6 protein-coding genes are annotated in these 26,655 nt (G+C 41.7%); all 6 read left to right on the top strand.

Annotated features, from left to right (window positions below):
- Positions 1-163: 163 nt before the first annotated feature.
- The 6 genes from MKY87_RS03560 (at position 164) to MKY87_RS03535 (ending at position 26,256) form a co-directional block, all read left to right on the top strand.
- Complete coding sequence (locus MKY87_RS03560) at positions 164-1,024, top strand: Cof-type HAD-IIB family hydrolase (protein WP_340962959.1); 861 nt, start codon at positions 164-166, stop codon at positions 1,022-1,024.
- 177 nt (positions 1,025-1,201) lie between these two features.
- A complete protein-coding gene (locus MKY87_RS03555; RefSeq protein ID WP_340962956.1) occupies positions 1,202-2,467 on the top strand; it encodes a YncE family protein in 1,266 nt (421 codons plus the stop codon).
- Between the two features lie 18 nt (positions 2,468-2,485).
- Positions 2,486-2,707 carry a hypothetical protein gene (locus tag MKY87_RS03550; RefSeq protein ID WP_340962955.1) on the top strand — a complete coding sequence of 74 codons (222 nt, stop codon included), beginning with the start codon at positions 2,486-2,488 and terminating at the stop codon, positions 2,705-2,707.
- 324 nt (positions 2,708-3,031) lie between these two features.
- Complete coding sequence (gene fabD, locus MKY87_RS03545) at positions 3,032-4,237, top strand: ACP S-malonyltransferase (RefSeq protein ID WP_340962953.1); 1,206 nt, start codon at positions 3,032-3,034, stop codon at positions 4,235-4,237.
- Between the two features lie 270 nt (positions 4,238-4,507).
- Positions 4,508-16,399 carry an amino acid adenylation domain-containing protein gene (locus MKY87_RS03540; RefSeq protein WP_340962951.1) on the top strand — a complete coding sequence of 3,964 codons (11,892 nt, stop codon included), beginning with the start codon at positions 4,508-4,510 and terminating at the stop codon, positions 16,397-16,399.
- 35 nt (positions 16,400-16,434) lie between these two features.
- Positions 16,435-26,256: an amino acid adenylation domain-containing protein gene (locus tag MKY87_RS03535; protein ID WP_340962948.1), complete on the top strand. Its 9,822-nt coding sequence runs from the start codon at positions 16,435-16,437 to the stop codon at positions 26,254-26,256.
- The last annotated feature ends 399 nt before the right edge of the window (positions 26,257-26,655 follow it).

Here is a 26,655-nt window from a genome sequence, read left to right as displayed (position 1 = left end):
GTGATGGTAATGGGGGAGAAGTATACGCGGATTCTTTTGCCGGATTTTTGGAGAAGTTGATCGATCAGCGAACACCACGGAATAGGTAATTTTGTATAAGGAAAATGCCTGTCGGCACTCGCTCGGTTAGACATAGACAACATACATGATGGGGGCTAAGCAGATGAACGAAACGAAGCGGAAAATTGTTTTTATTGATATTGATGGCACATTGGTTGACGATGATGGAAGTATTCCGTTGTCAGCACAGAAGGCTTGCAAACAGGCTCGTGAGAATGGGCATCTGCTCTATTTATGTACAGGCCGATCCAAAGCAGAAATTTATGATTCCATCTGGGATGTCGGATTCGATGGTCTGATTGGTGCAGGTGGGGGTTATGTGGAGTTTGGCAAGGACGTGTTATATCACAAAAGGGTAACAGCGGAAGATGTTCGACATATGGTCGATTTTTTCAATGAAAACGGCATTGACTTCTACCTTGAATCCAATTCGGCTCTGTATGCGAGTAGCAATCTTCAACCTCACCTGGAACGCCGTATCTATGGTGATCTGGAGAATGACCCTGTAGCCAGAGAGAAGAAGGAACTGAAGCCACACCCTTTTATTGCTGGATTGACTTATGGAGAGGCCGACTTGTACAAGGATGACGTGAACAAAGTATGTTTCTTGGAGAGCTCGGCCATCCCGTTTGAGCGGATCAAGCAAGAGTTTGAAGGGAAATTCGAAGTCATTCAGTGCACTGTGCCGATCTTTGGTGAAGGAAGTGGTGAACTGATGATCCCTGGCATTCACAAAGCGATTGCGATCGCCGATTTGTTGGAGCATCTGGGCATGTCACAGCAAGATACATTCGCCATTGGTGATGGCATGAATGATGCCGAGATGTTGGAATTTTGTAACGTCGGAATTGCCATGGGTAATGCAAAGCCTGGACTGAAAGCCATTGCAGATGATATTACTGGAACAGTAGAGGAAGATGGATTGTATCATAGTTTTGTGAAGTATGGATTGATCACTTGTTAAAGAAAACAAGGTGAGAGATAAAAACGGGTAATAGGTATATCCTTTGTCCCAAACCTTATTTAAGACCCTGCATATATTATTGCAGGGTCTTTATTTTGGTTTAAACAGATCAATTTATATTTTTACAAAAGGGTTCTCTAATCAAACCATAACATCTAAGTGAAGGAGAGAATCGAAATGGCCATTCTATCAACCGGACCTATCGAGAATAATGCCGTCAGTGATGTACGGCCAACACAACAAGTTACCGTTAAAATTGATAACAGGAATTCTCTGGATGAATCCGTTGTTTTGATACAAGGGTATAATTTGACCGCTACGAGGACTTTATATGTCAGCGAGCAGATTTCACTTGCTCCGGATCAGGTAGTGACAAGAACTTATTTTGCCAATCTTGATGCGTTTGAATTTGTCTTTACAGTTGAAGGTGTAGCTATGGAGCAGACGGAGATTTCCGTGTGGGGCAAAAATGAAACTGGTCAGCTAGTTGCCGCACATCGATTAGTTTCTTCCGAACTTGAAATAGAGGGGGATAATACGTCAGTCAACCGCATATATGTAGCCAATTTTGATAGTAATGATGTTTCCTTCATTAATGGCGAAACGAATACGGTGATTGCTACCATTCCTGTGGGGACGAATCCTGCAGGGATTGATGTCAATCCATTAACGAGTCGTGTTTATGTCGCAAACAGAGGCAGTAATTCCATTTCCGTCATTAATAGTGTACCCAACACTGTGATTGCTACTGTTCCGGTTGGGAGCGAGCCAAGTGACGTAGGGGTCAATACATCGACCAATGCTATTTATACAGCAAATTTTAATTCATTGGACACAACTGAAGATGTAACCGTTATTGATGGATTGACCAACACGGTGATTGATACTATCACTATTCCGGGACTCAATTTTTTAACGGGTATAGGCGTCAATTCCTTAACCAATCGGATCTATGCAGTAAATTTTAATTCTGATGCTGTGTCTGTGATCGATGGAGTAACCAATACGGTGATTGCTACGATACCCGTTCAGGTTAATCCATTCCGTGTAGGGGTCAATCCAGCCACAAACCGTATTTATGTATCGAATTTTACCAGTAATACGGTTTCCGTTATTGATGGTGTGACGAATACCGTAATTGATACCATTCAGGTCGGCGTTACACCAGCTGAAGTAGCGGTTAATACCTCCACAAACGCCATTTACGTCCCAAGTCGAGATACGGATAATGTTTCAGTAATTAGTGGATTAACCAATACGGTGATTGCTACTGTTCCTGTCGGAATTAATCCAAACGGAGCGGGCGCCAATCCGTTAACCAATCGAGTTTATATAAGCAATCAAGATGACAATACCATTTCTGTGATCGATGGCGAAACGAATACGGTGATTGCTACCATTCCGGTGGGGGCACGTCCGTTCGCAGTAGGTGTAAATCCGTAGAAAGGTGAGGGGATTCGGATGAAAAAAGTTATAACGGCTTCAGACTTAATGGAGCAGCTGATCAACATGAACAAAGAAAATTCTGTATGTCAAGTTAGGATTCCAGGTAAGGGGCTGTATGTAATTGTATTACAGGGCGATTATTCAACTGTACCATCTTCAGATCAGATGTTGAGTGATACAGAGAACGAAGTGAGCGAAAAAATCGGATCTGAAATAAAGAGGAATCCGTTTCTCTGAGGATAAGGAGAATCGTGAGTCTTGAAGGATCAGATCAGAAAGGAACAGGCATCTCTTCAATGGAGGTGTCTATTTGCATAGTACTCAGACTACAGACAAGATCCAGTAAAGAACAACACTAAATGTTCCAACACAGAGGCCAACGAGGAGCCCAAAAAGAATCACGAATTTTTTTCCGTTCATAGATATAGATGACCCTCCTTTTGACTTTATTATTGCATAACTCCCAATGAAAGTTTATTATAAATTTTGCAAACAAGGAATTTATTGGTTTTAATTTGTCGAAGTGCATGAAATATAAAGTTGATACATGGAGGATGCTGGATGAGTAATGTAGCTCTGTTGTTTCCTGGACAAGGTTCTCAGGTGGTTGGGATGGGTAGAGACTTTTGGAATAACTTCGATGTAGCTAAAAAGCTATTTGAAGAAGCCAGTGATGCTATTTCTTTCGATTTAAGAAAACTTTGTTTTGAAGGCAGTCTGAATGATTTGACAATGACGATGAACGCGCAGCCTGCACTTTTGACTGTAAGTGTCATTGCTTATCAAGTTTATATGCAAGAAATAGGGATGGGACCCACTTATTTGGCTGGGCATAGTTTGGGAGAATATTCGGCGCTGGTATGCGCTGGTGTTCTATCTTTTCGTGACGCTATTAAACTTGTGAGACAACGAGGGATCATTATGCACAATGCAGACCCGCATCAGCAAGGGACCATGGTGGCCATTTCACACATTCAATTAGACACACTTCAAAACATATGCGAAGAAGTTTCAACAAAAGAACACCCTGCCTGTGTGGCTTGTATGAACGCTGACCAACAGTTTGTCATTTCGGGACATCGGCACTCTATACAAGAAATTATTAAAAGGACAGAATCCCTGGGAACGAAACATTCTTATATCAATGTAAGTGGTCCCTATCATTCTCCCATGATGCAAACCGCAGCAGAACAATTCAAAGTTGAATTGGATCGATATCAATATGCCCATGCAAAATACCCGATTATTTCAAATGTTACAGCAGCACCCTATGAGTGTGATCGATCTGTCGTGGATTACTTAAACATGCAGATGACGATGCCTGTAAGATGGTCAGAGTCTATGCTTTATCTGGTTGAAAATGGGGTTACTGAAGTTATAGAGTTGGGTTCTAAACATGTGTTAGTTAGTCTTATGAGTAAAATAACGAAGGGTACTGTACCTTATTCCCTTGGTCAGCCTTCCGATTTACTAATGCTTACAAATACACAAGAAAGGAAGAATAAGCGGTTAACGATTCGTAAAAAGTTGTTATCAGAACTAATGGTAACCGCACTCATTTCACGGAATTATAACCAAGATTCGATAGCATATACCCAAACGGTTGAGCCGTTATTTCATCAATTACAACGGGTAAAGGAACAAATACACAAGAATGGATACGAACTCAGCGAAGAAGAGATAAATGATGCTCTACAGGTATGTCATTCGATTCTTACAGCGAAACAAATTTCAATAGATGAAACTGCGTTAATTAATGCAATCTAGTACGTTTTGTTTGCTCACAAGACCTCTAGAACATTCCAGGCTATCTCATTATGAGGTGGTCTGTTTGTCGTTGGATACGCTCTGAAGTTGTTGAATATTCAGACGTTTTGTCATCAATATGTAAAAAGTCCGCTATTCAATCTCTATATTTTACCATATAGTAACAATAAATTGATTGATTTTACATATATTTCTATGGTAAAATTTTGCTTGAAATATGTGTAAATAATTAGATAAGCATGTTAGAGATGATTCATTTGGAGGAGAGATATGTATACTAATCAGTTTCAAACATTAGTGGATATTATCCGCGACAGAGGTAAAATAACGGACCGCGGTATTCGTTTTATCGATGCGGACAAACGTGAAACTTTTATATCTTATCATCAATTATTTACTGAGGCACAAGGGTATTTAGGTTATCTACAAGCCATCGGAATTAAACCTAAACAAGAGATTATTTTTCAGATTCAAGAAAACAAACGGTTTTTAGTCGCATTCTGGGCTTGTATACTCGGTGGAATGATCCCTATCCCTGTAAGTATTGGTGAAGATGAAGAACAAAACTTGAAAGTATGCCGTATTTGGAATTTGCTAAATAACCCTTTCATGATTGCATCTGAGAATGTGCTGGATAAAATGAAGAGATTTGTTTTGGAACATGACATGCTTGATTTCCATCATCAATTAGAAGTCAGAACGGATATGATCCAAGACACCATATATCATTATGAATCTATTAATAATATAGTTGAACCTCAGTCTGATGACTTGGCATTTATTCAATTCTCTTCTGGATCAACCGGTGATCCCAAAGGCGTAATGCTCACCCATCGAAACCTCATTTATAATGCTTGTGCTGCTATTAATGGCACACAAATTAGTTCAAAAGATAGTTTTCTCTCCTGGATGCCCCTTACCCATGATATGGGTTTGATTGGATTTCATCTCGTACCCCTTGTGGCAGGAATTCATCAGTACTTGCTTCCAACGGAATTATTTATCCGCAAACCGATTCTATGGATGAAAAAAGTAAATGAACACAAAGCAACCATACTGTCTTCCCCTAACTTTGGTTATAAATATTTCCTGAATTTCTTTCGCGAAGACAAAGCGGAGGGATGGGATCTGTCTTCTGTCAGAGTCATCTATAATGGGGCGGAACCTATATTACCCGAAGTGTGTGATGAATTCCTAAATGTATTGGCAGCATATCACTTAAAGAAAACAGCCATGTTTACCGTATATGGATTAGCAGAGGCCTCTGTTGCTGTTTCCTTTCCCAAGGTGGAAGAAGAATTTACTGCGGTGTACGTTCACCGGGAACATCTGAACTTAGGGGAGCGTGTCATCGAAGTCGAGAAACATGCTGAACATGTGGCATCATTTGTTGCCGTTGGCGAGGCAGTTGATTATTGCCATGTTAGAATTTGCGATGAGGAAATGAACAGTGTTCCCGATTTGGTTATTGGAAAAATTCAAATCAAGGGGGATAACGTCACCCAAGGTTATTATAATAATTCACTAGCAACGGAGAAGTTATTAACGCACGACGGATGGGTGAATACAGGCGATCTGGGTTTCATCATGAACGGAAAACTGGTTGTAACAGGGCGAGAAAAAGACATTATCTTTATCAATGGTAAAAATGTATATCCCCATGACATTGAACGTGTTGCCATACAATTACATGATATTGAACTTGGAAGAGTTGCTGCTTGTGGTGTGTATGATTCGAATAGTCAAAGTGAAGAAATTATTGTGTTTGTCGTGTACAAAAAAAAGATCGAACACTTCCTGCCTCTTGTTAAAGAAATCAAAAGACATCTATATAAACAAGGGGGATGGAGTGTCAAAGAGGTACTGCCCATCAAAAAATTACCCAAAACAACAAGTGGGAAAATCCAGCGGTATCAGTTAGCCAAGCAGTATGAAGCAGGCAAATTCTCAACAGAATCTGCATTCATCCATGACTGGATCAAGAATGACAATGACAAGGCAAAAGAAGTGGCTGCTGTTTCGGTTCGAGTCATAGAACGTGAATTGATTTCACTATTTTCTGAAGTGCTGGTTGGGAAAAAGGTTGAACTTGAGGATAGCTATTTTGATATGGGTGCAACTTCATTACAGCTGGCCCAAATCGCTGAACGTATAGAACAAAAATACGGAGAAGAACTTGCTGTTACGGACCTCTTTACCTATCCCTCGATAACTGAATTGGCAGCATATCTGGCTAGAGGCTACAGCGAGACCATGCAAGTCAACAAAACTCAAGAGGATCATACGCCATCCAAAGATATTGCTATTATCGGTATGTCTTTGAATCTCCCTGGTGCATCAAATGCAGGCGATTTTTGGCGTGTTTTGGAAAATGGAACGCATAACATTCGGGACTACCCGGAAAGTCGGATAAAAGACGCAGCGGATTATATACAATCCATGCAAAGTGAAATGAGCGAAATTCAATGGATCAAGGGTGGTTACTTGGATCAAATTGATCAATTCGACTATTCTTTCTTTGGCATAACCCCAAAAACTGCACAATTTATGGACCCGAATCAAAGGATGTTCTTGCAAACGGCATGGCATACGATTGAAGATGCTGGCTATGCAGGGGAAGGAATTAATGGAAGAAATGTAGGCGTCTACGTGGGGTATTCCAAAGTTGGATATGATTACGAACGGCTCGTTACGGCGAGTTACCCCGCAGAACTCAAAAATTATATCATTGGAAATTTACCATCTGTACTTGCGAGCAGAATTGCATATTTCTTGAATTTAAAAGGCCCGGCCTTAACGATTGATACCGCTTGTTCCTCCTCACTTGTTGCTGTTCACATGGCATGTAAAGGATTGCTCGCTGGAGACTGCGAAATGGCAATCGCAGGAGGCATTCGAACAGCATTATTACCGATTAGTATCGGACTGGATATGGAATCTCCAGATGCATTGACGAGAACGTTTAGCGAAGATGCCAACGGCACGGGATTTGGTGAAGGTGTTGGGTCGGTCATGTTGAAGCCAATGCAGCAAGCGATTAAGGACGGGGATCATATCTATGGTGTGATTAAGGGAAGTGCGATTAATCAGGATGGCAAGACGGTAGGAATCACAGCACCTAACCCGGAGTCACAGACCAATGTGATCGAACAGGCATGGAAAGAAGCCGGCATTTCTCCTGATACGCTTAACTTTATTGAAGCACATGGAACAGGGACAAAATTAGGTGATCCGGTTGAGTTCAATGCTTTGCGTAAAGCTTTTGAGAAATATACGGATCGGAAACAATTTTGTGCAATCGGATCTGCCAAAGCTAACATTGGACATGGCTTTGAAGCAGCGGGGATCGCTGGATTAATTAAATCTATTCTTATGTTTCAACATAGAAAGATTCCACCATTAGTTCACTTTGACAAGCCCAATCCCCTGCTTAAGTTTGAAGCTTCACCTTTTTATGTGAATCAGGAATTAATGGCTTTTGGTGAAGAAGAGGGCCCATTACGATGCGGGGTTAGTTCTTTTGGTTTCAGTGGTACCAATGCGCATGTGGTCCTCGAAGAATATGTTCCCTCCCAAACAGTAGATAAAAGGATGTCCCAAGAGCCTAATCTATTTGTTCTGTCTGCTGCCACGGAACGGGCGCTGGATGAATTGGTCAGAACGTATCATGAATATCTAACCGATCACACGAATGTTTCCATTCAACAAATCTGTTATACAGCCAGTACGGGAAGGGCTAATCTGGATTATCGGCTTGCCATCGTAGTCACGAGTACACAAAAATTACATGAAAAATTGAAACGAATTGCAAGCGGAGAGAGCAAACTGTCAAATGTTTATTTTGGTTATGCCAAAAAAGACAAAACGCTTGTTAGCGATCATCTCTATGTTCAGGGAAAGGCAGAATCTTTAAATGAACTCGGTCAGTTATTTACACAGGGGGCAGTGATAGATTGGGAAAGGTTTTATAACCATGAAGTCATTTCGAAAATTCCATTGCCGTTATACCCATTTGAACAGAAACGGTGTTGGATTGAAGTTAAACAGCCGATACCAGCGGAGCATAGGTCTGGGAGGAGTGAGGTTCAAATGGAGATGAATACAAACGATATTGAATTAAAGATTAAAACAAGCATCAGTCGTGCATCTGGTTTGAAGTTGGAAGAGCTGGATCATCAAGCTCATTTTCTCCAAATGGGATTGGATTCCATCATTCTTGTGCAAATTCAGAAGGAGATCTCAGAGCTGTTCCGTTTGGATATCCCGATGGAAATGTTTTTTGAAACCCTTACAAATATTAATTCCTTAGTTAAGTATGTGTCAGAGAATATAAAGCATCATGATGTATCTGAAAATATAAACAATCAAACAGTGCACGAGCATACTGAACAACGAAATCTGGCATCTGTGAACAATATAAACACGGCAAAATCATCAGGGAATGTGTCGGAACAAATTGTGATGTCTGCCATTCAGCTTATGGAATCTCAATTAAAAAGTTTGAATGTGCTGTTAGGCGAACAAATGAATGCTGTTCAATCACCTCTTTTGGAAATGAAACATCATGAAACCAAACCAACCAAAGAGATCCAACCCAATTCGGATTCGAAGGAAGCTAAACCTTTTATACCGTATCAATCGTTGAAGATTCATGAAGAGAGCGGATTATCACCGCTTCAGAACCAGTATGTTGAACAATTTATAGCCAAGTATACCGCAAGAACCAAAGGCTCCAAATTAAAAACAGGCCAAACACGTTTAGTCCATGCGAATAATCGCAATGTATCCGGATTTCGCTCGTATTGGAAGGAAATGGTGTATCCCATCATTTCAACGCGTGCAGAGGGATCTAAGTTATGGGATCTGGATGGGAACGAGTATTTGGATCTGACGATGGGATTTGGTGTAAATCTATTTGGTCATAATCCAGCTTTTATTCAAAATGTAATAGCAGATAGCCTCCAGGAACAATTGCCTCCATTGGGCCCTATGTCAGATTTGGCAGGAGATGTTGCAGCTAAAATTTCCGAGCTGACGGGTGTAGAGCGTGTCGCATTTTATAATTCAGGAACAGAAGCTGTCATGGTTGCACTTCGTTTAGCAAGGGCAGCAACGGGGCGTTCCAAAGTTGTATTATTTTCAGGATCTTACCACGGTACACATGACGGCGTGTTGGGTGTAGCGAATCCTGGGGATGTTTTATCGTCTGCGCTGCCTATGGCTCCTGGTATTGTAAATAGCGCTATGGAAGATTTGATTATTCTTAATTATAACCATCCGCAATCACTGGATATGATTCAGAACCTGGGTGATGAATTGGCTGCTGTGCTTGTAGAGCCGGTGCAAAGTCGAAGACCTGATCTGCAGCCTACACAATTCTTACGGGAACTTAGAGAGATCACGAAACAGTTTGGCATTGCACTTATTTTCGATGAGGTCATCACTGGATTCAGAATTGGATTGGGTGGAGCGCAGGAATGGTTTGGCGTTCAAGCAGATTTGGTTACGTATGGGAAAGTGGTCGGTGGCGGGCTGCCTATTGGCATAGTCGCCGGTAAGGCTGAATTTATGAATCCGGTAGATGGTGGAACCTGGAACTTTGGTGATAATTCTTACCCTTCCGATGCAGATAAGAAAACGTTTGTCGGTGGAACCTTCTGTACACACCCTCTTACGATGAGAGTGATGTTAACGGTACTACAATATCTTCAATCTGAAGCAGAAACCTTATATAAGGAATTAAATGAAAAAACAGATTATCTTGTAAAAGAATTAAATGCGTTTTTCAAAACAGCGAATGTACCGATGCAAATGGTGAACTATGGATCTTTATTTCGATTTATATCATTTGGAGATATGGAATTATTCTTCTACCATTTAATTTATAAAGGTTTATACATTTGGGAAGGTCGTAACTGTTTTATATCGACTGTGCATTCCATGGGTGACATGGATACGATAATCAGAATCGTGAAAGAGACGATCCATGAACTACGCGAGTGGGGGTTTATCCCTGGTAAATCGCCTGTTTCGGAATATCCGCTCTCTTTAGAGCAAAAACAATTATTGTTAACTTCATTACATGGGGAAGATGCGAATGCTGCATTAAACCAGAGTGTTATTTTAAAAATGACAGGCGGAATAGAGCCTTCCACACTGGATCAGGCCGTGAATCAGATCGCACAGCGTCATGAAGCCCTAAGAACAGTCATTCATGCCGATCGTGAAACACAACAAATCAGATCCGTAATGGAATTTCAATGTACATGGTTGAATTTCTCGGCATATGCGGGTGAGGATCAAGAACGGGAAATTTCCAATTGGTTATCTGCCGATGCAAATGAAGCCTTCGATTTACAGTCTGGGGAACCTCTATTTAGAATCACCTTGCTTAAAAAGGCAGCCGATCAATACCTTATGGTGCTGACATTTCATCATATTGTTGTAGATGGCTGGTCGATTGCTGTATTCATTCAAGAGTTGGAACATACCTATTCTGCTCTTGTCCGAGGGGTTACGGTTCAATTACCTGAAGCCACTCCATTCCGTGAGTATTTAAGCTGGCAACGACTTGAAGATGAAAAAGGGTCATTTAACGAAGGAGTCCAGTTCTGGAAAGAACAATTTTCCTTATCCTATCCCAACATTACACTTCCAACGGTACAGTCCGGTGATGTGCCCAGGGGATATTCTGGTGAAAGGTATTCCATCAAGCTGGATCATCAATTAACGGAGTCTTTGCGAACGTTAAGTATAAATAATAAGAGCAGTTTGTTTGTAATGATGTTTGCAGCGTTTCATTTATATTTGCATCAACTAACAGGGCAGTCTCACCTTGTCATTGGCGTGCCTACAGCGGGTCAGTCTCACATGCGAAAAAATGCGCTGATTGGCAACTGTGTCAACATTGTACCTGTTCATCATGCCTTGTTAATGAAGCAGTCCGTTGTAGAGCATGTTCTTCAGCTCAAGGAAACGCTGGCTCTTGTCATGAAACATCAGCATGTTCCATTGACTCTCGTATCCGAACAGCTTGCTCATATGACTGCACCGGATACACGGATTTTATTCAATATGGACAGAACCATTCATCATCTTCAATTTGAAAATATCGAGACTGAATTCATGTCGTATCCGATCAAACATATTTCTTACGATTTGTTTCTTAATATTACGGATGTTAGCCATGAATTGTACCTGGATTTTGATTACAATACCGATCTCATTGGACCTGAGATGATGAAACTGTGGTCCGAAGGATTTAAGGTTTTACTTCAAAGTATGGTGAGTCATCCAGAGGCTGAAATTTCGTCTTTGACGTTGTTCTCATCCGATCAACAGGACCAATTACAGGAAATGTATACTCGGTTTGTTACGGAGCGTCTTCCTCACGTTAATCATGCAGCCATATTCGAGCTTCCAGTCAATGACGTGGAGAAAAAGCTGGCTTTGATCTGGGAGGACGTATTATCCCTCGATCAAGTGGGGAGACATGATCACTTTTTTGATCTCGGAGGAAACTCGCTCAAGGCGACAGTAATGCTATCCAAGGTACATGAGCAGTTTCAACACAAAATTTCAATCGTTCAATTCTTCCAAAAGCAACGTCTGAAAGAGCTTGCCAGTCTGATTACAGGCGAGAACGAGGAAACATTCATTCCAATCAAGGCATTGGACGTGAAGGAGTTCTATGAGACGTCAGCTGCACAACAGCGAATCTACTTTCTGGATCAATTTGAGCCGAATAGTGTGTTTCAGAACATGTGCGGCCATATTACGGTCACAGGAAATATCGATGAAGCTAAATTGATTTCGTCATTGGAACAAATCGTGCACCGTCACGAAGCTTTTCGCACCAGTTTCCATCTGATGGATGGAGAGCTTTACCAGCGTATTGCTCCAACGATTGATTTTGAAGTGAAACGATCTCAGGAAAGCTCTGCTTCATTTGAACAACATGTTAAGGCGTTTGCAAAACCATTTGATTGCTCCAAAGCGCCATTAATACGTGCCGAATTCATTCGTGTAAACGATGATCATGCAGAGATTCTCATTGAGATGCATCATATTATATCGGACGGATATTCCGTTGGCATTCTTGCGAATGAACTGATCGATGAATATGACGGAAGAAACATGCCGGATATTGATATTGAATACAAAGACTTTGCAGCTTGGCAGAAAGAATTTCTGGCGGGGGAGTCTTATAAGCAGCAAGAAAAATATTGGCTGGATCAATTCAAAGGAGAACTCCCGAACCTTAATCTGCCTACTGATTTTGTTCGGACACCTCATTTGACTTCGGCAGGTTCAAGATTGTCATTTGTGTTGGACGCACACTTGAAGCAGTCGCTGGAGAAACTTGCGAAACAAACGGGAACTACGATGTTTATGGTGTTATTGGCAGCGTATAATGTGCTGCTTCATCAATATACGGATCAAGAAGACTTGATTGTAGGTACACCAACATCAGGAAGAAACCATCCGGATGTCGAGAATATGATAGGTGTCTTTATCCAGACGGTAGCGATTCGATCACAGCCGGTGGGGAATAAGTCGTTTCGATCCTATCTCGAGGAAATTAAAAAACAATCCCTGGATGCATTGGATAACCAGGACTATCTTTTTGACAATCTTGTAGAGAAATTAAACACACATCGTGATACCACTGGGACAGCGCTTTTTAATACAATGTATATCTTCTTAAATACCGCGTTGAATCAACGGCAAGAACAGGATTGCAGCTTTAAAGTTAGAGAATTAAATGTCGGTGTATCGTTATATGATCTGATGTTCATCGTTGAGGATGATAATGAGTGTCTGGAAATGCACTTTAATTACAAGACGGGACTGTTTGAACGGGACACCATCGACAGGATGAAAACACATCTGTTCAACATCCTTAGAGACATTGTGATTGAACCGGATGCTACCCTGTCCGATATTCAAATGCTGTCTGAACATGAGCAGCACGTTCTTTTACATGAGTTTAATGATACCAACATAGCGTATTCACGGAATCAGACCATTCAGGAGTTATTCGAAGCACAGGTGGAACGGACACCCGATCAATTAGCCGTCGCTTTTGGAGATGAGCAATGGACGTATCGTCAATTGAATGAACGGGCGAATCAGTTGGCATATACGCTTAGAGCTGAGGGAGTGCAGCAGGATCAATTTGTAGGTATTCTGACAGATCGTTCGGTTGATATGATCGTTGGCATCTTTGGCATTCTAAAAGCAGGCGGGGCGTATGTACCGATTGATCCGGATTCTCCTGAAGAGCGTATCCGCTATATCCTGCATGATTCGGGGGCAACGTTGTTAGTCACGCAAAAACATTTGAAGCAGTTGGTATCGTTTAATGGAAAAATGATTGATTTGGACGATGAAGAAACCTATGTAGCTAATCTGTCGAATCTGGAACCGGCCGGGGATTCCGAGCAGTTGGCTTATGTGATCTATACTTCAGGCACAACAGGCATGCCAAAAGGTGTGATGATCGAACATCGTCAGGTTCATCACTTGGTTAAAGCGTTGTACAGTCAAGTTATAGATGATCAGCATAGCGGTTTGCATGTCGCTTTACTTGCGCCTTACTATTTCGATGCATCTGTGAAGCAGATTTTTGGCGCACTGCTGTCAGGACATGCCTTGTTCATTGTAGACAAGGACACGGTACTGGATGGACAAGATTTAATGAATTATTATCAGCACCATCAAATTGATTTGACGGACGGAACACCTGCGCACCTGAAATTGCTTTCGAAGGCAAAAAACGTTCAAGGCATATCGCTAAAATATATGCTCATTGGCGGTGAAGCTCTTTCTCAGCAAAGTGTAAATGATATCACATCATTATTTGCTCTCAATCATATAACGCCTCCAACCATAATTAATGTGTACGGTCCAACAGAATGTTGTGTGGATGTTGCGACATACCATGTACTTCCAGAACAACTGGACCTGGATACAGCGAATCAACGAGCTCACCTACCGATTGGACGAACACTGGGGAATAATCGCCTGTATGTATTGAACAAACATGGCAAAGTTCAGCCTGTAGGCGTCGTAGGGGAATTATGTATCTCTGGCGATGGGGTTGGTAGAGGATACTTGAATTTATCTGAGCTGACCGCAGAAAAATTTGTACGTGATCCGTTTGTCCAGGGAGCGACAATGTACAAAACGGGAGATTTGGCGAAATGGCTTCCCGATGGAAATATTGAGTATTTGGGAAGAATGGATCACCAAATTAAAATTCGCGGATACCGGATCGAAGTAGGAGAAGTCAAAGCGGCACTGTTAGATCTAGAGTGTGTGAAAGAAGTTATCGTCATTGCACATGAGGATGATCACGGGGACAAATCATTATGTGCATACTTTACAGCGGTTTCCACGCTGACGGTGGGAGAGTTAAAACAAAGCCTCTCTAAGGTGTTGCCGAATTACATGGTTCCAGCCTACTTTATACAATTGGATCACATGCCTCTGACATCGAACGGGAAAATCGATCGCAAATCGCTTCCGAGTCCAGAAGAAAACATACAAACGGGAAGTGAATATATAGAACCCCAAACTGGGGTCGAAAAACAGTTGCTGCCTATTTGGCAGGATGTGCTTGCCGTGAAAAAAATCAGTGTAAAAGACCATTTTTTTGATGTAGGAGGCAACTCTTTACGTGCGACCAAGCTGGCCGCCAAAATCAATCAAAAGCTGAATATCCGCATATCGGTGAGAAACGTCTTTGAATGGCAGACCATTGAACAGATGGCTCAATCTATTGAACAAATGGAACAGGATGTATTAGTGTCCATTCCTCAAGTAGAGGAAAAAGAATATTATCCTATTTCTTCGGCGCAAATGAGAATGTACATTATGAGCATCAAAGCTGGCAAGGAACTCATGTACAACATGTCAGGCATGTTTATGTTGGAAGGATCGCTTGATCGGATCAGATTGGAAGAAGCATTCCAACAATTGATTCATCGTCATGAATCGCTTCGGACTGGATTCAAAGTCATACATGGAGAACCGAAACAGATCGTATACCCTAAAGTGAACTTTGGAATTGAATTGATCGAGTCAACGGAAGCAGAGATCGAAGATCGAATTGAACAGTTTGTTCGCACATTTGATCTCGGGCAAGCACCTCTTATGAGGGTGGGACTTATTGAACTTCAGCAGGAGCGTCATGTATTGCTGGTAGATCTCCACCATATCATTGCAGACGGACTATCCGTGCATCTTCTGATGACTGAACTTAGCCAGTTCTATAAAGGAGAGGAGCTATCTCCTCTTCGAATTCAGTATAAGGACTATGCAGAATGGCAGCAAATGCAACTTCATAGTGAGCGGATGAAAAAGCAGGAGAAGTATTGGCTTACTGTGTTTGGTGAGAGTATCCCGCTATTGGATCTGCCAACAGACTACGAAAGACCTGAAACGCTAAGCTATGCGGGAGATGTATTGGACATTGTTTTGCAGGAAGACATTCTTCCAGGCTTAAGGAACATGGAAGTACGGACAGGAACAACGCTATATATGATTCTATTAGCCGCCTATACGATTCTATTATCTAAATACAGCGGGCAAGAAGATATCATTGTAGGCACGCCGATTGCAGGAAGGACACATGCTGAGCTGGAGCCGGTTATGGGGATGTTTGTGAATACACTGGCTATTCGAAATTATCCTGCGGGGGATAAAACATTCACGGAGTATCTGCTGGAAGTGAAAGAAAATATGTTGAACGCATATGAGAATCAGGATTATCCGTTTGAAGAATTGATTGAGAAAGTAAATGTAACCAAAGATGCTCGGAGGAATCCGTTGTTTGACACCATGTTTGTATTGCAGAATACAGATGCTTCAGAGATTCAGATGGATGGAGTAACCTGTAAGCCTTATGCTCCAAATACGAGAGTATCCAAATTCGATTTAACGCTGTATGTTACCGAATTGCAACACAAGTTAGAAGTGGCCTTTGAATACAGTACGATTTTATTTGAGAAAACAACGATTGAAGCGATGTCACAAAATCTGTTGGTCATATTAACAACCATTGCCAACGACCCTCATATTGAGATCAACAAGATTCAATTGGTTGAAGAATTAATAGACGGGGATACGCTGGCTGATCTAATTGAAGTAGATTTCTAGAATAACTAAAAATATAAATGTGATCGGGGTGCCGTATGTCTATTTTTAAGAAACAGGAATCGTATTGGGCAAGCCGATTTGAAGATGATGATCATCTTGTTCATTTGCCTTATTGCAAAACAACCTCCAAACACCCAGACGATACGCAGCACCAGAATGCTATATATAAGTCTTTGTCAGCCGATGTTTCATATAAAATCAAGTCCATGTCGCGAAATGCTCCTATGGCAATATATACGATCTTATTAACGGGAGTTCAGTGTCTGTTATATAAATACACGAATGAAACCAAGATGATTATTGGCATACCTACGATGGAAGAAAAGAACAATGATCTATCGCTCTCGAATAAGGTTCTTGTCTTAAAAAATAATATCAATCATGCGATGACATTCAAATCCATATTTAATCAAGTGAAGACCAGTTTAACCGAAGCTATTCAGCATCAACGAATCCCTTTCAGAAAAATGGTTGAACGTTTAAATGTTCAGTATGATTCGAACCATGTACCTCTGATTCATACCTTGGTTTCGTTGAATGAAATTCATCCTGACCTTGATGAAAATAACGTAAAAGCGGCGACAATGTTCCACTTTGATCTGGAGAACGACTCCATTCAGTTAAGATTAGTTTATGATGATGATCGTTATGATCGAGAGTATATGGTTCAAGTTGTAGAACATCTTGACCAATTGTTATCCGTTGTGCTGTACCAACCTGATCTGGAGTTAAGTCATGCCGATATGTTATCAGAGTTTCATCGAAACAAGCTGTTATATGACTTTAACGATACAAGGGTTGAGTATCCACAGAACAAGACGATGCATCAATTATTTGAAGAACAGGTGGAACGAACACCGGACTATCCGGCAGTCGTATTTGAGAATAGACAGTTAACGTACAGAGAGTTAAATCAAAAATCCAACCAATTGGCCCGATTGCTTCAAGCTAAGGGGGTGCAGGCGGGTCAGTTCGTTGGCATTATGGCAGAGCGCTCGCTTGAGATGATCGTAGGTTTATTCGGTATTTTAAAAGCTGGGGCAGCTTATGTTCCAATCGATCCGGAATATCCGGCAGACCGTATTCACTATATCCTTGAGGATTCAAAAGTTGCTTCGTTGCTGCATCAAAGTCATATACAGAAGCCGGAACATTATGCAGGGACATGTGTCATTCTGGATTCTGAAATAAATCACTATGAGGATCATTTAAATTTGGTAGATGGAGCGATCTCCAGTGATTTGGCATACATGATCTACACGTCTGGAACAACAGGTCATCCCAAAGGCGTAATGATTGAACATGCCAGCATTGTGAATTCCCTGCAATGGAAATCGGATTTTTATCATTTTACCGGAGATGATCGGGTATTAATGCTGAATCCCTTCGTGTTTGATTCGTTTATTACCCACTTCTTTGGTCCGATAATATCTGGATCGACGGTATATTTGTTAAACCAGCAACAGTGTAAAGATGCTGTAGCCATCAATACGATGGTCAAAAAACAGCAAATCACGCACATCCAAAGTCCACCCAGTTTCTTGATGACCCTATTGGAACAAGTAAGCGGGGAAGATTGGGCATCCATGAAAAATGTGGTGGCTGCGGGAGAGAAAATTGTTCCTGCCTTAATACACAAATTGCAGCGCATCAATCCACGCATCGAAGTGTGTAATGAATACGGTCCAACTGAAAATAGTGTTGTATCCACAGTTCTGTCGATCAAGTCGGCAGATCAAAAGATTTCAATCGGGAAGCCCATTGCGAACAATAGAGTCTACATTTTAGGAGAACGGAATGAATTGCAGCCTATTGGAGTTCAGGGAGAATTATGTGTAGCCGGAGCAGGGCTATCCAGAGGTTACTTGAACCGTCCAGATCTGACTGCGGAGAAATTCGTGGATGATCCATTTGTTTCGGGAGCAAAAATGTACAAGACAGGTGACTTCGCAAGATGGCTGCCCGATGGGAACATAGAGTATATAGGAAGGGTAGATCATCAAGAGAAAATTCGTGGACACCGGATTGAACTTGGTGAAGTGGAGACGGCTCTTCTAAATAGTACCCAGATAAAAGAGGCCATCGTCATAGCCAGAGAAGATGAAACGGGAACCAAACAATTATGTGCATACCTGGTAGGAGAGGATGCAATCACGATCGGGGAACTGCGGGAGGCGCTGTCCCAGCAGCTGCCAAACTACATGATTCCGTCCTATTTTATACAACTGGATCAGATGCCGCTCACGTCTAACGGGAAAATCGATCGCAAAGCTTTGCCTGCTCCCAAAGAACATATGTTGAAGGGCATGGAGTACGAAGCACCCCGAACGATGGTGGAACAACAACTTGTATCGATCTGGGAAGAGGTACTTGGGGTAGAGAACATTGGGATTTTGGATAATTTCTTCGAGCTTGGAGGAGATTCGATTAAATCCATTCAAGTCTCTTCAAGGTTATATCAAGCAGGTTACCAGGTGCAGATGGATCATCTGTTTAAAAATCCAACCATAGCAAGCTTGATTCCCTATGTTCAACCCATAAGTACCCTGTCAGAACAGGGAATCATCACTGGAATAGTGATGCTGACTCCAATCCAGCATTGGTTTTTTGAGCAATACAAGGTAGATGCCCATCATTATAATCAGTCCGTGATGTTGTATCGGAAAGAAGGTTTTCACGAAGTCACACTTCGCCGTGTATTCGATAAATTGAGTGAGCATCATGATGCACTTCGTACAGTATATCGTCTTACAGAACAGGGTTATGAAGCGTGGAATGAAGGGTTGGCAAGGGAATCCTTATATACACTTGAAGTGATGGACTTCAGGTCATTAGCAGATCCGTCTCAAGAAATCGAGAAGAAGGCAAATGAAATGCAAAGCAAGTTTAACGTGGAACGTGGACCCTTGATGAAGCTGGGCGTATTTCAATGTGCAGACGGAGATCATCTACTAATCGTTATTCATCATCTAGTCATCGACGGAGTTTCATGGCGAATTTTGATCGAAGACCTATCGAGGGGTTATGAACAATTAAGTGATGGCGAACCCATTCAACTACCGCAAAAAACGGCTTCCTTTCAATTATGGGCAGAACAGCTCCAGTTGTATGCGAACAGTGATGCGGTAACGAAAGAAATTGCATATTGGAATGAAATTGAACAAGCAAGCTATAAGCCGTTACCTACAGATTTCGAAGCGGATCATGCACTGGAAAAAGACAGTGAAGAAATCACCATGGAATGGTCAGCGGCAGAAACGGAGCAATTATTAAAACAAGCGAATCGTGCGTATAAAACGGAGATTGGCGATTTGCTGCTCCATGCATTAGGCATGTCTATTCACCAATGGACGGGCATGGATAAAGTGCTGGTCAATCTGGAGGGACATGGAAGAGAACAAATTTTACCGGATCTCGATATTACACGAACGATCGGATGGTTTACGAGCCAGTATCCGGTTGTACTTGATATGGAAACAAGTTCAAATATGTCTCTTTTCATCAAAACAAACAAAGAAATGATTCGTCAAATCCCTAAAAAAGGGATTGGTTATGGTATTTTACGATATTTAAGTGCACATCAGCAAGAAACGCCCTTTACCTCGAATCCTGAAATTAGTTTTAACTATTTGGGACAATTTGATCAGGATCTTCAGAATAGTGGGATGCAGATCTCTCCCTATCCAGGCGGAGCAACAGCAAGCGACAATCACAGAAGAAATGTTCTTATCGATATGAATGCCTTAATTGTGGAAGGCAAATTGACGTTGTCACTTCGGTATAGTCGCACCCAATATCAAAAAGAAACGATGGAGCGAGTGGTAACATATTTTAGAGATCATCTGCAAGAAATAGTGATGCATTGTGTGACAAAAGAGAAGCCGGAATGTACACCAAGTGATCTAACGTTAAAAGGAATTACGATTGAAGAATTAGAAGGATTTGTTCAAGAATCGGAACACATTGGTGAAATCGAAGATATATATGCTTTGTCACCGATGCAAAATGGGATGTTCTTTCATCATTTGCTTCATTCAAAATCGGAAGCGTATTTCCTTCAAACCACGCTGGATCTTCATGGTCCGTTAGACGTGGAAGCTTTTACGAAGAGTCTGGATCAGTTGATGCAGCGAAATTCGATTCTCAGAACAAATTTTCATAGCAAATGGAAGAATGGACCTCTGCAAGTGGTATACCGTCATAAACGGAATGGGCTAATATACGAAGATTTGCGTGAGATGAATGAAAAAGATCGTGAAGCATACGTGGCAGAATATACAAGAGCAGATAAAATAAAAGGTTTCGACCTGTCTCAGGATGTGTTAATGCGTATTTCGATCTTGCAAACGCATGACCAAACCTATCGTTTCATTTGGAATTATCATCATATTCTGATGGATGGCTGGTGCCTGTCGCTTGTAATTCAGGAGTTGTTTGATGGATACTTTGCTATTCAGGAACAACGAAAACTGGAGGCAAAGAGTACGATTCCATACAAACATTATATTGAATGGCTGGACAACCAAGATCATGAAGAGTCCCTGAAATACTGGCGTGACTATTTGCAAGGTTATGATGAGCAGACCACTTTGCCAAAAGAACATTCAATTACGAAGAGTGATGAATATCATTCAGAGCATATGATTTGTACATTAAGTCAGGAATTAACCGGACAAATCGCACATGTGGCCAGTCAGAATCAGGTGACGCTGAATACGTTTATGCAGACAGCCTGGGGAATGTTGCTACAGATATATAACGGCAGTGAGGATGTCGTATTCGGAAGCGTGGTGTCGGGCAGACCTGCGGCGATTGTCGGAGTTGAGCGAATCATCGGTTTATTCATCAATACCATTCCTGTACGCGTTCAGACTCAAGGTAACGAGACATTTGCAGCGGTTATGAAGCGGAATCAGGAACAAGCTGTGGCTTCGCATCCACATGACACGTATCCGTTATACGAGATTCAAGCGGAAACATCGCAAAAGCAAAATTTGATTGATCATATCCTGATATTCGAGAATTATCCTGTACAGGGCATTATGGAACAGTTTGGGGATCAGGAAGAGACAGCTCTTCGGATTACGAATGTAGAAGCAGATGAACAAACGAATTATGACTTTAACCTGATTATCAAACCAGGCCAATCCATAAAATGCATGTTCTATTACAATGCTAACGTTTATGATCGGTCAAGCGTAGAACGGATTCAAGGTCACTTGATTCGAATGCTGGAGCAAGTGGTCAACAATCCGCTTATCCCTATCCATGACATTGACTTGACCACAACACAGGAGAAAACGCAAATTTTGGAACAGTTTAATGATTCTATGGCTGAATACCCAATGGACAAGACGATTCATGGACTGTTTGAGGAACAAGCGGCAAGAACTCCTGCACACGTTGCGGTTGTATTTGAGGATCAACATTTGACCTATCAAGGGCTGAACGAGAAAGCCAACCAATTGGCAAGAACGCTGAAGGCTAAAGGCATTCAAAATGATCAGTTAATCGGGATCATCGCTGATCGTTCGCTAGACATGGTTGTAGGAATCCTTGCGATTTTGAAAGCAGGTGGCGCATACGTACCGATTGATCCCGAATATCCAGAGGAACGTGTAAACTACATGCTTGAGGATTCGGGTGTACATGTATTATTGCTGCAAAGTCATTTGAAAGAACGCATCTCTTTTGCAGGAGAGGTCGTTTGCCTAGATCTACCTGATTCCTATCATGAAGATCATTCCAACTTGGGAGTGACTGCTGCACCAACAGGCTTGGCATATGTAATTTATACCTCAGGAACGACAGGTAAACCAAAAGGGACATGTATTGAACATAAAAATGTGGTTCGATTGTTGTTCAACAGTAAAAATTTGTTTGATTTTAATACATCAGATATATGGACCTTATTCCATTCTTTTTGCTTTGATTTTTCGGTATGGGAAATGTATGGGGCATTGCTCTATGGCGGAAAACTGGTTATTGTACCTCAAATGACGGCAAAAAGTCCGGAACAATTTCTACAATTGTTAAAAGACGAGCAAGTGACGATATTGAATCAAACGCCAACGTATTTCTATCATCTTCTTCAAGAAGAACTGGCAGGTCATGCAGCAGATCTGAAATTAAGAAAAGTGATTTTTGGAGGAGAAGCCCTCAATCCCGTGTTATTGAAGGATTGGAAGCTGAAATATCCATTTATCCAGTTAATTAATATGTATGGGATAACCGAAACAACGGTTCATGTAACGTATAAGGAAATAACCGACATTGAAATAAATGCTGGAAAGAGCAATATTGGAAAACCAATCCCAACGTTGCAGACCTATATTTTAGATCAACATCAACGGATTCAACCAATCGGTGTTCAGGGAGAATTAGTTGTAGCAGGTGAGGGCCTTGCCAGAGGGTATCTGAACCGTCCTGATTTAACCTCAGAGAAATTTGTTGATCACCCATGGATTACAGAAGGGAAAATGTATCGCACAGGAGATGCCGCAAGATGGCTGCCGGATGGCAATATTGAATATCTGGGACGAATCGATCATCAGGTGAAAATTCGCGGTTACCGAATTGAGCTTGGCGAAGTGGAAACAGCGCTTTTGCAAATAGACTCCATTCAGGAAGCGGTCGTTATTGCCCGTGAGCATGAGGATGGTTCGAAGCAGTTGTGTGCGTATTGGAAAGGCGACAGCTCACTGACAGCGAAGAAAATCAGAATGGCATTATCTCATGAAATTCCGGATTATATGATCCCGTCTTATTTTGTTCAATTAGAGCATATACCATTAACTTCCAATGGGAAGGTTGACCGTAAGGGATTACCATCTCCACAAGAACATATGCAAAAAGGGACCGAGTATATGGCGCCGCAGAACGCTGTAGAACAAGCGATCGTCTCTGCCTGGGAAGCTGTGCTTGGTGTGCAGAAGATTAGCACATCAGATCATTTCTTTGAACTCGGGGGCGATTCGATTAAATGTATTCAAGTTTCCTCACGACTGCTTCAAGCAGGGTATAAAGTGGAAATGAAGCATTTCTTCACCTATCCGACAGTAGCGGAGTTGAGTGAACACGTTACATCCGTGAGCACTATTTCTGACCAAGGGGAAGTTACGGGACAAGTGATGCTGACACCTGTTCAGCGCTGGTTCTTTGATCAAAATATGGTGGACGCACATCATTACAATCAGGAAATGATGTTCTTTCGTGAAAAAGGGTTTGATGTCCGCTTCATTCACAGCATCATGGATAAGATCGTTAAACAGCATGATGCTCTACGTACCCTTTATCGACAAGCGCCTGAAGGCGGATATGAAGCGTGGAACCGAGGGGCAGACGAAGATGGATTATACAGCCTTGAAATCGTTGACCTCAAAACAGAAGCAGATCCTGCATCGTTCATTGAAAATAAAGCAAAAGAAATTCAGAGTGGTATGGATCTGTCTCACGGACCTTTGATCAAACTTGGGTTGTTCCAATGTGCTCAAGGGGATCACCTGCTTATTGCCATTCATCATTTGTTGGTAGACGGGGTTTCATGGCGTATTTTATATGAAGATATTCAGACAGGGCAAGACCAGTTCCTGAGAGGCCAAGAAATCCGGCTTCCTCAAAAAACGACCTCGTTTAAACAATGGGCAGAACAATTGTCTACGTTTGCAGACAGCCCGGCGATGAAGCAAGAGAATCCATACTGGAGTCATGTGGAGCAGGCCCAGCTAAGCCCGCTGCCAAAAGATATGGATTGTGATGAGACGATTGGCAAAGATAGTGAAACGATCACTATTCATTGGACAGCAGCGGAAACCGAGCAATTATTAAAGCAAACACATCATGCGTACCATACGGAAATTAATGATATATTGCTAACGGCATTGGGAATGGCTGTTCATGATTGGACAGGCATGGGAGAAATCCTCGTAAATCTGGAAGGACACGGTAGAGAAGACATTCTGCCAGAGCTGGACATTACGCGTACAGTGGGATGGTTTACGAGCATGTACCCCGTTATGATTACGATGGAGTCCGGGGCTGACTTATCAAGGAAGATTAAGACCGTCAAGGAAGGACTGCGCCAGATCCCAACCAAGGGCATCGGTTACGGAATTTCGAGGTATTTGTCACATGGAAATGAAGGATTCAAGTTAGAGAAAAATCCTGAAATTAGTTTCAATTATATGGGACAGGTGAATCAGGATTCGGGCCAAGATGGCATTAAATTCTCGCCTTATTTCAGCGGACCATCCGTAAGTGAAAACAACAAGAGACCATTTGTGCTTAATATCAATGGCATTGTTACAGAGGGACGGTTGTCGCTGTCCATTAACTATAGTTCAAAACAATATCGCCGGGAAACGATGGAGCAACTGGCTTGTCTCTATAAGGAAGGTCTTAATAGAGTCGTTGAACATTGTGTAACGAAGGAACAAACCGAGCTTACGCCAAGTGATATTTCATGCAAGTCATTAACCATTGATCAATTGGATCAAATCGTGGAACAAACTGGGCACATCGGTCGAATCGAAAATGTGTACCCACTTACACCATTACAGAAGGAAATGCTGTACGAAAGTGAACGGAATCCAATTTCCGGCGCTTACTTTGTACAAATCATGTTTGACATGCGTGGTGATTTGGATGTTACCTCTTTTGCGCAAAGCTTGGATCAATTAATGCAAAGGCATGCGATATTAAGAACTAATTTTTACAGTGATTTCATGGACATCCCTCTTCAAATCGTGTATCAAGAGAAGAAATTTGAATTTAACTATGAAGTTGTAGCTGGCACAAGTGAGCTGCAACGTAAAACGTATGTTGACGAGTATATTGAGCAGGACAAGGCAAGAGGATTTGACTTACAACGAGATTCGCTAATACGCATGTCTGTTTTACGAACAAAGCCTGAGGAATACCGTGTCATATGGAGTTTTCACCATATTTTGATGGACGGCTGGTGTATGTCTCTGGTAAGCAAAGAGATATTTGAAAATTATTTTGCGATTCGGGAAAATAGAAAGCCTCAAGTGACTCTATTAACACCGTATAGTCAATTCATTGAATGGCTGGAACAGCAAGATCATCAAGGTGCAATAACGTATTGGAGTCATTACCTGGAAGGTTATGAAGGGCAAACGAAATTGCCTGGAGAAAAAATCAAACCAAAACATGAAAGACAGGATTCCAGAACGCTAAACTGTAATTTGGATGATGTACTAATCGAGCAAATGAAACAGATTGCGGAACAGCAGCATGTAACGCTCCATACGTTAGTGCAGACTGCCTGGGGTGTATTGTTGCAGCAATACAATGAAAGCAATGATGTTGTATTCGGAAGTGTTGTGTCGGGCAGACCACCTGTCATTCCTGGGATCGAAAGTATGATTGGATTATTTATTAATGCGATTCCTGTTCGTATCCAGGCTCAGGCCGATGAGTCATTTATATCTCTAATGAAAAGGAATCAGGCACAAGCTGTGGAGTCACATGCATATGATACGTATTCGTTAAATGATATTCAAAATCTGACCAAGCAAAAACAATCTCTGATTAACCATGTTGTTGTGTATCAGAACTTCCCGGTAGAGAACCGAATGGAGAGTCTGGGTCAGAAAGGTGAAACACCGCTTGAGATTATGAATATTGGGGGTACAGAACATAATAGTTTTGATTTTACCTTGATTGTCAAGCCTCATGAAAACATGAAGATCATATTGATGTACAATGCCAATGTGTATGACTTATCTACCGTTGAACAGATTCAAAAACACTTTATTTCCATGATTCAACAGGTGGTAAGTAACCCGGAAGTTAAAATAAACGAACTTGCGTTGAGTACGTCGAACAGTTATTAATGCACAAGTAATGGGCCGCTCCAAAAGTGAGTTTCCTCCTCACTCAAAGCGCTAACGAATCTGACGCGTCTTAAGAGGGAGATTCGATGTGAACGGCAAACTTTAACGAACCTAAGTAACGTTATTTCATCATATCAGGGTGTCAGAACCTAAAAAACGACCCAATCGACGAAATAACGTCTCTGTGATTCGTTACACCATAGACTTGTGCAAATCAGAGCGAATAGCGTGTGCCAGGTTCATTAGAACAAAATAACGTTAATAAGGGATGTCCTCAGTCATGCTCATGACTTATGGCATCCCCTTTTTATGCTCCATTAATGATGCAAAGGAACTGCCTGAAGCTGAGGGTGGTTATGATTGAATGGAATGCATTTCCGTATACATTTTGATCGACCT

The sequence above is a fragment of the Paenibacillus sp. FSL R7-0198 genome, from assembly GCF_038000415.1.
Taxonomy (GTDB): Bacteria; Bacillota; Bacilli; order Paenibacillales; family Paenibacillaceae; genus Paenibacillus.
The sequence above is the reverse complement of the archived record's forward strand: the minus strand, read 5'-3'. Positions and strand labels throughout refer to the sequence as shown.